At 43.7% G+C, this 12562-nt stretch carries 6 protein-coding genes; all 6 read right to left on the bottom strand.

Annotated elements, in window-relative coordinates:
* The 6 genes from ACFSR5_RS09975 to ACFSR5_RS09950 all read right to left on the bottom strand — a co-directional run bounded on the left by ACFSR5_RS09975 (position 1) and on the right by ACFSR5_RS09950 (position 12428).
* Positions 1 to 1470 (bottom strand): fasciclin domain-containing protein, encoded by a 1470-nt coding sequence (locus ACFSR5_RS09975; protein WP_380903272.1) that lies wholly within the window; start codon positions 1468 to 1470, stop codon positions 1 to 3.
* Positions 1471 to 1480: 10 nt separating this feature from the next.
* The gene (locus tag ACFSR5_RS09970; RefSeq protein WP_380903270.1) at positions 1481 to 3283 is read right to left on the bottom strand and encodes a fasciclin domain-containing protein; all 1803 of its coding nucleotides are present in this window, start codon (positions 3281 to 3283) and stop codon (positions 1481 to 1483) included.
* Between the two features lie 6 nt (positions 3284 to 3289).
* Positions 3290 to 4759 (bottom strand): RagB/SusD family nutrient uptake outer membrane protein, encoded by a 1470-nt coding sequence (locus ACFSR5_RS09965; protein ID WP_380903268.1) that lies wholly within the window; start codon positions 4757 to 4759, stop codon positions 3290 to 3292.
* Between the two features lie 11 nt (positions 4760 to 4770).
* Positions 4771 to 8019: a SusC/RagA family TonB-linked outer membrane protein gene (locus ACFSR5_RS09960; protein WP_380903266.1), complete on the bottom strand. Its 3249-nt coding sequence runs from the start codon at positions 8017 to 8019 to the stop codon at positions 4771 to 4773.
* A gap of 25 nt (positions 8020 to 8044) precedes the next feature.
* On the bottom strand, positions 8045 to 10258 hold the full coding sequence (locus ACFSR5_RS09955; protein WP_380903264.1) for a fasciclin domain-containing protein: 2214 nt from the start codon (positions 10256 to 10258) through the stop codon (positions 8045 to 8047).
* 853 nt (positions 10259 to 11111) lie between these two features.
* Complete coding sequence (locus ACFSR5_RS09950) at positions 11112 to 12428, bottom strand: rhamnogalacturonan acetylesterase (protein ID WP_380903262.1); 1317 nt, start codon at positions 12426 to 12428, stop codon at positions 11112 to 11114.
* Between the last annotated feature and the right edge of the window lie 134 nt (positions 12429 to 12562).

The raw sequence follows: 12562 nt of genomic DNA, 5'->3' as shown, positions 1-12562 counted from the left end.
TTATTGAACGATCGGAACAAAACGAAGATATTCCAAAATAATAGGGCCGGTGCCGTTAGACATCACCAGTAAGAGTTGATTACCAAATTGATCTTGCGTAATTTCACCAAGATATACCTCTTCATGGTTTAAGGGCTGGACTTCGTAGGCCATACGCGTGTCGTTATTTCCCTCGCTGTTAATAACCGGTTTCTTGTACAAATCCGGTTCGTTAACGGAAGTTAGCGTACGATCAAAGAAATGCACATATTGCGTGAACGTCGCAGTTTGTGGATCGCCTGCTAATCCCATAATAGCCCGGCCGTAGACTTTGTATTTCACAACATTCATCCCAGCAACCCTATATTTCGCATAAAATGCTGTTACTTTATGATCGTATATTTGGATATCCGTATACGGCAAACCGTTTACGTCACGCTTATCCCGAAAAAAGATGTTGCCACGTTTGTCATTCTGTTTATAGCCTATGGGTTGCGTTCCCACAACTTTGATTTCCTTAATTTGGTCAGCCAACGCGTATTCGATCCGCTTGACCCGATAAACAATCCCGTTACTAGCTTTATGACTGGAGATTATATTGGCAGGATCCAGATGAAACCTTGTGCCGGAAATAGACTGTAATTCACCGATCAAATCGGATTCATCTAATGCGCCCTCCACAATAAAATCACGCAACAAGGCTTTCTTGGTGAAAAAAGTGGTAGTACTGTCCGGTCTATGTGTGTTGCCTTCCTCATAAGGTGTTGCAAAAAAAGGCTGCAGTTTGGCATATTCACTGTCGAAATTTTCATCGTCGACCACAAAATAGGTAAACTTCTTATTCTCCATTGTCATATTCCGACGCACCTCTGCGATCCAAACTGGGCTGGATTTAAAATAGATCAAATCGTCTTCCGTGTAGAGCGTATCAAAGGAATTGATCGCCTCGACTTGTGCTGTCTCCGAAAACTGGCTATTTACTAATGTGAAAATATTCTGCAAGGGTTCCAACGCCTGATTAACGACGTGATACAAACCGTTGCTGGCAATAAGATTCTGCGAGATCGGCACAATTCCATCCAATTCGCCCCGAGTAAACTCGACATATTTGTTTCTGAAATTTAATGCCCGCACGGTATCGGTACCTTCATGGACATTGTAAATCGAATTGATCAAGTGATATCCTACGAAACTCCGCACAACTGCGCTATCTGCAAAGTCATATTGCATTTTGGCAGTTGCTATGGCCGCATTATTCGGGATAATTAAGGTATAATTTTTTGAAGCCTTCAACGCTTCGGCATAGCCCGACTGCTCGAGCAACTCTGTAAAGGCTGAGAAATTTGCATCAGATGTCACTACGTCGTAAAGTGTTTTCTGGTCGAAGGCATCTCCATCCCCCAGGTGATCGGCCCATTTATCTTTACAGGAAACCAAGGCACACGCTAAACACAGCCAAATAAAATATTGTATTGTTTTTGTTTTCATCATGTTCACCGAATTATTGAGGTCTGTAGAACAATTCACCAGGAATCTGGTGAAACCGCGGATAAATTTGCTCCAAATCGTCCGCTGGGATAAACTGAATCATATCTAACCACATCGAATTGCTCGAACACTTTCCGCCCACGGCCAGAAATCGAATGGTATGACGATCTGTTGTTTCTACTTCGATCGTCCCAGCGAGCCGCCCCACGTTTAGACCAGCATCATTACCCGTCTTAGGTTTAATACCTCCCGCAACTCCATTTGCATTATAATCTCCAGACGTAGCCATGTAGCGTTTATAACCTTGCGCCAGCATCAAGTTATCTGCGTTTGCGTTGCCCATATCTGAAACACCCGAAGCGGATAGTGTCTGATTGAAAAAGATAATATTCGGCAACACTTGTTCATCTTCTTTCCCCGGGTTAAATATGGCCTGAACCTCCGGAGCATTGCCGTTCTGCAAGAAACATACCCATACTTTGTAGCGCCCTTTCACCAAATACGGTGTTTTGAGTTCGACATATTTGACACGATTTGCGTTGTTTGAACAAACAGATAAGTTCAGGATGTCTCCATTGGCACGCGGACGCTTCGTTTCCAGCGTTCCCCAATAGTCGTAAGCATTTGATTCGATGGTTAGCACATCAAGCTTTTCAAAGCCCAACGAATTGGCTATCGGCTGTCCATTAGACACCAAAGCCTTGGTCCCATTCACACCAAATGCCCCGCCCAGCGCCACCTTTAGTTCTGGCGACGTCGCCGCATCGAAATATACCGGAACCTGTTTCCGAACTTTGATCTTGAAGCTTTGGAGGCTCTCATGCAGCACACCATTCGAGGCCATCACATCGCTTTTGTTACGATTAAGCTCAGCTCCCGGTTCAAAGACCCCGTTAAACTCATCTTCATTAAGCAGGATGCGTATACCATCGCGTTTGGTGCTGATTATTTCTTTAGGCGCCAACGTATAAATAGTTGACATTGCCACGATATCCTCCAGAAACTTCCCGTCATTACTGATATGATAAGCCATGTATAACCACAAACTGTCTTTCGGATTTTTTGGATCTCCCGTATGGGAATATTCCGCTTTTAAATCGGCAAAGCTTTGGATACCCTGTGTCTTTAAAACAGAATCCGACTCGACGATGACCGTTTGGAACCGTTTCTCCACAGGAACCTCCATTCCGCGCTCAAAATATAATGTATCGTAAAACCCAGTTTCTTTCAATGCTTGACTAAAAATCGAATACCTGTTATCGTTTTCTATGACTTCCGCCAAACTCTGTGTAGGGGGTGTCAATACTTGGTCAATGCCGTGCACCAAGCCATTCCCACAAAGCACATTCATTCGCGTGATGTGTGCAGAACGATTGATGCGGAAGGATTGGCTAGACACATCTGTATATAGAAACTCTCCGAAAAGTGTAGGTGTCTTGATCTTACCGTCCGTAAAACGCGTTGAACCAACCGTATCCCGGATCACGTGGTATTTTACCAAATTCAACAACTCATCGTCCGAGAAATCGGCAATGGTATTTTTGCCTTTCGATTTGATCCATGCTTGAATAGCATTATTATCTGGAGCAAAGAGCGTGTACGTACCATAGGCTCCTAAATATCCGGCGGTTTTTGATCGCACTAATATCTCTGAAAGTAGGGAATAGGTGTCGGGATGTAGATCAAGATATCCGGTAATATTCACCTCATCGGTGGTTGTTTCCCGGAACATCTCCTTTTGACAAGCCCACAATACACATAATGAAAGGAGAAAAGTTACCCCAATTTTCCACTGTTTTTTCAAGTTACGTTTCATACTATACTACTTTAGGTAAAATGGATTTTGTTGCAGCTGCCCGTCTTTAAAAAGCTCATCTTCCAAGATCGGGAGATAGTGACTATCCACATCGCGCGCTTTTGCTATTGCCGATTGTTGTACCGACGCATCAACTACTTTCGACACGATTTCCAGGATGACATCCAAATTCGCGTAATTATCTTTTTTTGCTAACCGCAATAAATCAAACCAACGTTTGCCTTCAAACGAAAGCTCCCTTGCTTTCTCTTCTATGATATAGCGTACAATACCGTCGGTATCTGTTTCGCTAACGGCACGCTCTGTAGATTTTAAGGCTCCACGCGCACTGCGCAACGTATTTAAGATTTGCAACGCCTCCGCTCCACGACCTTGTTCTGCAATTGCTTCGGCTTGAATGAGCATCGCGTCAGAAATACGATAGATCTGGAAATTAAAATAATCTGGCGTTTCGGTACCATGTTTAACAATGGCGCCACTCGACGTATATAATATGCCCTCTCCTCGGCTGTCCGTAAGATCGAGGTCGGTCTCGGTATTTGGAGGAAATACATCAGAGTTGACGATCTCTACTGCGGCGACGTATCTTCTTCGTGGGTCGACAACAAGTGGATACATTGGATTTTCAATAGACTCTTTATGACTGATTTCGAAAATGGTTTCTGCCGTCCCTCCGTCGAATATAGCACGGCTCGCTTCTCCCAAAAGACGATAGCGATTCGAAACCAGCACTTTATTAGCTTCAGCTTCCGCTTTATCGTATTCTTCGTTCCATAAATACACGTCGGCCAATAAAGTCGTCACAGCAGGCTTTGTTATCCGCCCTGTATTGCTGGCATTGATGACAAGATTAGCTCCACTCGGCGGCACATGATAATCCGGCACCATTTCTTGCGCACGTTTTAAGTCATTGATGAGCTGCTCCAAAACCTGGGCTGCATTAGCTTGACCGACAGATTCCACATCGGTATCCTTATAGGAACCTTTTAGTTTTAGCGGAATATCGCGGAATGTTCTGACCAAGTAAAAGTACAGCAGACTTCTGACGGCCAATGCTTCACCTACGTAGCTATTATATTCTGAATCCGTAAAAGTAGGGTCCGCGGCCTTCGCTTCGGGCGCAAAGTCTATGAGCAGATTACAGTTATTGATCGCCGTATACATGGCTGACCAATCAGCTAGCTGATTCGTACTCAGCGTATTGTAATTCTTTACCAACCGATAATCATCAATAGCGTACGAGGTGACACCAACCATGTCTGCCCGCAACTCCCCCCAAAGGAAAATACGTTCCTCCACGCCTCCTGAATTTAAAGAGGAATAGATCCCAAACAACGCAGCGCGTACGTCTTCTTTCGTTTTCCAGAATTCATTTTTCGTGATCCCATCCTGTGGTTGAAGATCTAGCCACTTGCTGCACGAGCTTATCGACACAGTAAGTATCACAAGTTTTAGTATAATGAGCGTCTTTTTCATTCTATCAACAATTAAAATTGAGCGGATAATCCCAACGTAATGGTTTTCAATGGGGGTGTCATGGAGTAATCAATCAAGGTTGAGAAAGCGTCCCGATAACGAATTTGTACGTCAGGATCCTGTCCTGTGTACCGCGTGAATGTCAGCAAATTTTGTACGGTAATGTATCCGCCAAGTCCTTTTATATTGAACCGGCTTAAAGCCTCCTTCGCAAAATCATAGCGTAACGTAAGCGCATTCAATCGTAGGAAAGATGCATCTTCCACGTACCGGCTTGATCCAAGCGAATTGTAACCCGATCCATACAATGCTCTCGGAATATCGGTTACGTCTCCCTCCTGCCGCCATCTCCGTAACACCGCAGTACTTTGGTTGTTATACCCCAACATATTGGTGGTATTCATCTTGGTGCCGTTAATCATATCAGTACCGTATCGATAGTTAAAGAAAGCGCTCAACTTTATGCGCTTCATAAAACCGATATTGATACCAAATCCTCCAGTGAGCTTCGGGTTGCTATTACCTAAATACACGATGTCTTTATGATCGATAACACCGTCGAAATTTATATCTTCGTACATAGCGTCTCCCGCCTGAAATACGTAGTCGACCGCCGGGTAGTTGAATCGCATCCGGATGCTTTCGCCATCCGGTCCGATAATGGCATTTCCTTGTGCATCTTTCGCGATCGTGGCCTCTTGATCTTGATACACGCCCTTATAACGGAACCCATAGAAAGATCCAAAAGGGTTGTCTTCTTGCAAATACGTGAAAAATGCACCGTTCCGGAGCGACGCCCGCGCATTTTCCCTTGGATAAAGTGGAGAGATCTCACGTATCACGTTCCGATTATGTGCAATATTAAAATTAAACGAGAGATCCCACTTCTTGTTTCGCAGGGCCACATAGTTCACACTTGCTTCCCATCCGTCATTATCCATCGTCCCTACATTCATCGTCAGCGCGCTAAAACCATTGTAATTAGCGATCTGGATGCCGTTCATCAACATATCATTGGTTCTATTTTTATAGATTTCACCTGCGAACACCAGTCGATGGTCAAATAATTCGACATCCAAGCCTAGGTTTAATTGATTTTTAGTCTCCCATTTCAAATTCGCCAGTTCAATATTTGACGAAGCCACCCCATTTTCACCTAAATAGGCGTATTCGTACGTATTGTATATGTTTATATAAGAATACTCTGTACGGGGCGCTCCACCACTCTGTCCCCAACTGGCACGGATTTTTATGTCGTTAATCTCTTCGATGTCTTTTAAAAATGCTTCCTGCCCAATGCGCCATGCTCCTGACATGGAATAAAATACGCCGTACCGATTTGCTGGACCAAACCGGGAGTTCCCATCCATACGTACGCTACCGGCTAAGGTGTAGCGCGATTTGAACATATAATTTCCTTGAAACAATGCGCCTATCGTTCTGGATTGTATAGTTGTGGATAGCGCATTTCCTGTTAATGTCCGTGAAGGGATACTTGGATCCTGTAGATAAGAAGAGGCCGTATTGGTGGAGGATAAACCTTGAATAGTATAACGTCCATCTGTGGTCAGAAAGGACAGATTTCCAGTAAAGAGATGATCATTTCCCAATTGTGGTGTAAACAACAAACTTGTCTTGGTATTCATGGAATAATCATCCAGATCGGAATCAGAGGCACGATTGACAGAAGTCTCCGTGAAAGGCCTACCGGTCGCTAACTGCGGCAGAAAGTTCTTGTTTTTGTTGTTCTTGATATTCAGCGTAAGATTGCTGGAAAACTTTAAGACATTTGGTATCAATTTATAGTCGATTGCGAACCGGGAATTCAATGCATCTCCCCACTCTTTGTTGATCGCATTTGTAGCCATCGCCAACGGATTGAAGGTGCCCGGGTAAGTCCCTTGTGCGCTGGAAATCGGAGAAAACAAATTTCCTGTTGGATTTCCATATTCGTCAAATTCCCAAATCGATTGGTTGGGCATTTTCCGGTAAGCGATATCGCGTATGGTCCTTAAATAAGAGTTGTCCACGTCGACGTGGGAATAAGAAACGTCTGATTGGAAACTGATGCGTTCCGAGACAATATAATCTAAGTTTACCCGTGCGGATAGCCTGTCTGAACTCGTTCCCTTGGTCGTTCCTTCTTGATTAAAATATCCGATGGAGGCTAGATACCGTGCCTTTTCCCCTCCTCCGCGGATTTGCATATTGTGATCCTGAAAATACCCCAATTGTGTGATCGCATCGACCCAATTACTATTTTGACTGTAATTATGATAGATGTAGGTATTATTTGGATCATACTGGAACTGCTGTGCATTTTCGGTTGTTGAGAAAATTCGGCCGGCATTGTAAAACGACTCTGACAACAATGTGGTGTATTGATCCCCATTCAGCAAAGGGATTGGACTAGGCTGTTTAGAGATAGATCCTTTGAACGTGTAGCCTATGGATGGAGGCCCCACAGCTCCCCTTTTAGTTTTAATCACCAGAACGCCATTAGCTCCTCTAGCACCCCATAACGCTGTCGCAGCACCATCTTTTAAAACGGAAATCTCTTGGATATCGGATGGAGCAATATTCAGTAACTGTCCATAGGCATTGTCGTCGGATGTTGCGAAATTAAAGTCGTCGGGAATAGTGATCTCGTACGGCATATCATCCACCACAATCAATGGGTCGGTCGCTCCGTTAAGGGACGACGTACCACGGATACGAATTTGCATTCCCGCTCCGGGGTCTCCCGAAATGGAGCTGATGTCTACCCCCGCTAAACGGCCTTGCAAAGCCTGATCGATAGATGCAGATTGCAAGTCCTCCAGTTCAGCCATGTTAATCGAGGAAATAGCAGCGGTCGAACGCACCTTGGACAGCCCCATTCCCGTTCCGTCATCCACAGGTTTGCTCGCACTGACAACCACCTCTTCGACAAGGTTTGATGTCGATTCGAGTTGCACATGGATGGTCCTCCGTTGTCCTACTGCAATCGCGGGCGAAGTCTTATAACCGGTGCTAGTCACCATCAACCGCAATCCTTTTAGGTCGCCCCGTAGGCTATAATTTCCTTCCACATCGGTTGTCGTTCCCACGATCGTCCGATTTTCACTGTCCTTTAAAACCACTGTGGCTCCAATGATCGGCTGTTTATCTCGACTATCGATCACTCTTCCGGTCAGCAGCTCACCTTGAGCCTGAGCCATTGCCGCACCAGAGGAAAGAGCCAATAGAAAGCTCAACAAAAACAATCTTATCAATTTCATATTTTTCATGATCATAATGGTGTCGTTAAATACCATGTTGTAGATAGCCCTTCATGGAATGAATCAACACGCGTTGGCCTAACTGGTTACTTTGTGTTATATCTGCATCAACCGTCCTCCCCATGTTGTCCCGCACCTGTAATTTGTTTGTTTGATTAATCACAACCTGAACGCTTTGCGCGGCTCCGTCAATATCTTTACAGAGTGATTCAAAGGATCCAGTCTTCTTTCCGTCAATGGCAAAGGAATTACGCAGGATATGGTATTGGATAAAACGCTTAACTATATCTTTTTCTACCTGGCCGCCAGGGTTATCGGAGGCCGGCAGATCGCCGTTGGCTACTGCTTGATCCATTGCATCATTCGTCGGAATCAACATCGTGTAATTCAGACCAAGTTCAATCCCTTTAATGATTCCATCCGAAGATGAATACAAATCCGTTCGGATTAAGTAACTATAGAATTTATGGTACGGAGAGCTTGCCTGATCAGCCCCCAGATTTTTCAAAAAGTTTGCAATATTGGTATTCGACGAAGTCAAAGCTCCATCGAGATAAACGACAAATCCATTCAACGGGCCTGAAAGATTAGTTCCCACGCTAATTGAATCGATGACCAATTGCTGCCGCGATACGTCACCATCCAGTGTACCACTGGAAGACATACGCATATGATCAAATTTTATGTATTCGCCTGCATAACTTTCTAACAATCCAGTTCCGCTCAAGGTAGGGATTGGATCTGCATTCAGCGGAATGATATGAGTATTTAATATCTCCCGAATTTCTGGACTACCATTACCGCCGTTAAAACGGATCGGATCTGTCGTATTGTATGAATCATAATCAAATCCCATTTCTTGCAGCTTTTCGTCGGATACCATAACCAATAGATAGCGGATCGTAGGGATCTTTAATGTTAAATGCATGCCAATTCGCTCCAGCGCGATACGCATCAAACTGTATTTGGGATCCAGTAGCACATTGCCGTATACAGAGCGAAAAACATTCGCGTGCTGTGATGCGTTTACACCATAAAATGCCCCATTACTTAACAGTTTCGCTTCAACAATATTAGCCGTCGATATCTTCGGACTTTCACCGGCAACATTCGTTTCCGTATTAAATCGCGAAGGCCAAAGCTGTGTACTGTATAAATGTGCATTGACATATTCGACAAGAACCGAACTGTTGCTGTAAAAGAGATCCCGAATCGTAGTTCCAGCAGGATAATATTTTAAGAGTACTCTTTTTGCATAATCCTGTACCGCTTCATTGGTTGGAATGGTCACAGAAAAATTATTTATTTGTGCATCATTTGGGTCTTCTTTGGCAAAATTTTCGTTGTTCAGTGCTAATGCGATACCCGTATACCCTTTGACAAACACACTATCCCTTTTTCCGGTCAACACCTCATTTTTCCGGGTTATATCGGCATTGTAGGTATATGTAGCAAAAAGATCAAGAATTTCCCGGAAACGGGCATAGTTATGCTCTGTTTGTAAATATTGGGTGATGCTGGGCTCTGGCAATAAAACCTGATCGACGACATGAATATACCCATTCTCGGCGAGGATATTGCTTCGAGCAGGATCGATGGTCGCCCTACCAACATTTAAGCCTGTATAGACCGAATTTGGATAGAATGTTGTGTAATCGCTCGATCCCAACCCCCGCAGTTGCATGTAGCTATTGAAGAAATACGGAACATGTTTATTATTGTTATCTGTAGTAACATAAGGAATGCCAGCCGTACGGTTGGTAGAGACAATCTTTCTTATTTTTTCGTTAGCTAACGGCTCGTCTTCCACGAAATCGTAATAGACAGTCCTTCGTCTAAATGCAGCGCCAGTTACCCATCCTTGAGCCGAAAAATAGTCGTTAAGTTTTTCGATACGCTCCCCGTCATATACCATCGCTGATCGAACGATCTTTTCCGCCAATTTTTTATCGATATCGTCCAGACGACCTATTTTGTTTTCTGTCAGGAATTTTTGAAAAGCTTCATCGGTGGGGGCAAAGACAGTCCATGATCCGGCAGATCCTAATGTATTTTTATAACCCGACAACTCCACGCAATATAAAAAGCTCTTGAAGTCTCCCATGGAATCCAACTGTTGATAGATCGGGCTCGCCAACCACTCGGGGCGGCCGTAATACGCGTCGAACGCATCTTTCCGACAACTTGCGCACAAGACGATAAACAACACCCAATAAAAGGTTGATTTGTAAATACGCATATATTCTTTTTAATAGGTTTATATAAATTTTACTCTTCTATTCGTAAAGCTTTGGTCAGTAAAAAAAGACATAACCATCCCAGAAGATCCACGGATCCCACACTGCTTAATAGGTAATTGTTCCGTAAAAGATGATGATAACATCTCACACGTCTAGTCCTAGCCGATAAAAAATGATTCCAGTCTTTTGGTTAATCGTTCTACTTCTTTTTTCTAATTTTAATTTTTCGGTTCGTAATTGTATCGTATGTTTCAAATATATTACGATGTGTGGGTTGTGGCAACCTGTGGTATCCTGCCAATATCTTATAAAAAACACGTTAACATATTATACGATTTCGTTATACAATAGGCAAACCGTCTTTCTAAGAGTTGCTAAAAGCGTTTACTATTTTCTATCTATTGTCCATGAGGTAAAAAAGTAGCCCATCACGGGCGTCTTGCGAAAGTAATGAACTGTGCCCCAAAAAACCGTAAGAAGAAGATAGAAGCACATGACTTGGATCGGCGACATCATGTAGCCATCAAATCAGCTCGGGTCAGGTTGCTAGAGAGCTCGTTTAGGTAAACCTAAGTGATCCTGGACAGGTCATCAGCACAGGTGATCTCTAAAGGAAGCGCTAATCGGCTCAATTCAATCGCTGAAAGTTGATCATTTTGGATCGCATGATTAGCTCTCCTCGGGCTGCAAAGCTTGAAGGCCCATTTTACGATCGACCCCGTTTCTTGACGCTGGCCCTCTTCCGATTTTGAATGGCGGTTGAGTCGGTTTTGACTACGTCCGCGTCCGTGGTAGATGTACGAGTCGCAAACCGTTCATTGCGAATGGCTATATAATGACTAAACCGTGTCGTTAGTTTCCGTCGGGCTTCACTTCACTGGTTTTGATACTCGGAGGCCAATTCCATCGTTCAAAGGGATCAGGATACGCCGGATTATAGTTCGTAAAATCGATGATGTGCTTTTCGATATCTAATTCATTATTCCGAATACCCTGTACCACCATCTTTGCGATTTGGTAAGCCCCATAAGTATTGAAATGGGTATTGTCCTGAAGAGGCTGTGGTTGATTTGGAAAGGTATTAGCTGGGTAATGTACTAGCGCTCTTTTCGAATTTTCAACACCAAGCGTTTGATAAAATATCCGGGTCATGCTGTTCAAATCGATTAAAGGTACTTGCAGTTCTTTCGCCACCTTACGAGCCGCAGTGGGGTAGTCGCCCAACGTATATTGAAGATTTCCTCGTTCATCAAATGCTCGCCGCGCGGTCGAAGTTAAGATAACCGGTATCCCCCCCTTTGCCCGGAATTGTTGAACAAAAAAACGCAAACGTTCAGTATAGCCATGGAATGCCCCTGCCTTGTCGCCTTTTTCCTTTTGATCATTGTGCCCAAATTCAATAAAAAGATAGTCACCCGGCTTTGCTATGCTCAGAATTTTTTCTAATCTATTTGATGACAAAAAAGAACTTAATGCCAATCCAGACTCTGCATGATTGGCAATAGCAATATGCGAATCAAAAAATCGAGGTATCATTTGCCCCCAAGAAGCCCAAGGCTCATCTTCCTGATTGACAACGGTAGAATTGCCTGCTAAAAAAACGGTCTTTATTTTGTCGATTGCTGTGATACGAATATATTCGATTTGATTCGTCTGTTGAAATTCCAGTGTAAGCTTGTCGTCCCAATCCAGCTTTGATTCCTCCCTTGGTTTTTTCAACCGCACAGCATGTCCTTTATCTATCTGTGCATCCTTGATATGTACCACGAAAGATTTTTTCACAATCTCGTCTTTAGCAATCGGCACCTGTTCCAAGTGTAAGCGTCGCGACTCCGAACGCACTGTGCTATGATAGACACTATCTTTCGTTCCTCGGTATCCCACCGTTACCAAATAGTTGCCTTCGGGCACCTGAATGGAGAAATAGAAAGGAGTATGAGCATACAAACTGTTACCATCTCGATGTTTAACAAAGGAAACTGCTTTTTCTGTTCCGAATTCAAAACCGTACCCGCTACTGCGATCATATGCGAGCGCTTTATGTACAACTATGGCTTCTTTGGTCCGCTTCTTTCCGAAAGAAAATTCCAATTGGATAGGATTTGCAAAAAGTAATTGATGCATCAGCAGGGCAAGCAAGCTACATAGACTAATTTTTGAGTTGATCATGGTCATAATGTATTAACTGTTTGGATTCATAGTTGGTTCTACGAATGTAACTGTTTGCCATACCTCTGGCAACCTGACCCCACCTGCTCGCCAAACATGCCACGGATTGCTCGAGCAAACTGATTGAAACGCAT

Origin of the sequence: Sphingobacterium suaedae (assembly GCF_042684625.1) — a bacterium.
Taxonomy (GTDB): domain Bacteria; phylum Bacteroidota; class Bacteroidia; order Sphingobacteriales; family Sphingobacteriaceae; genus Sphingobacterium; species Sphingobacterium suaedae.
Note: the sequence above shows the minus strand (reverse complement) of the source record. Positions and strands in the feature narration are given on the sequence as shown.

What these genes read in the sequence shown, in the direction of transcription:
- ACFSR5_RS09975 (WP_380903272.1), bottom strand. Translation starts at nt 1,470, where the DNA reads ATGATGAAAACAAAAACAATACAATATTTTATTTGGCTGTGTTTAGCG.
- ACFSR5_RS09970 (WP_380903270.1), bottom strand. Translation starts at nt 3,283, where the DNA reads ATGAAACGTAACTTGAAAAAACAGTGGAAAATTGGGGTAACTTTTCTC.
- ACFSR5_RS09965 (WP_380903268.1), bottom strand. Translation starts at nt 4,759, where the DNA reads ATGAAAAAGACGCTCATTATACTAAAACTTGTGATACTTACTGTGTCG.
- ACFSR5_RS09960 (WP_380903266.1), bottom strand. Translation starts at nt 8,019, where the DNA reads ATGAAATTGATAAGATTGTTTTTGTTGAGCTTTCTATTGGCTCTTTCC.
- ACFSR5_RS09955 (WP_380903264.1), bottom strand. Translation starts at nt 10,258, where the DNA reads ATGCGTATTTACAAATCAACCTTTTATTGGGTGTTGTTTATCGTCTTG.
- ACFSR5_RS09950 (WP_380903262.1), bottom strand. Translation starts at nt 12,428, where the DNA reads ATGATCAACTCAAAAATTAGTCTATGTAGCTTGCTTGCCCTGCTGATG.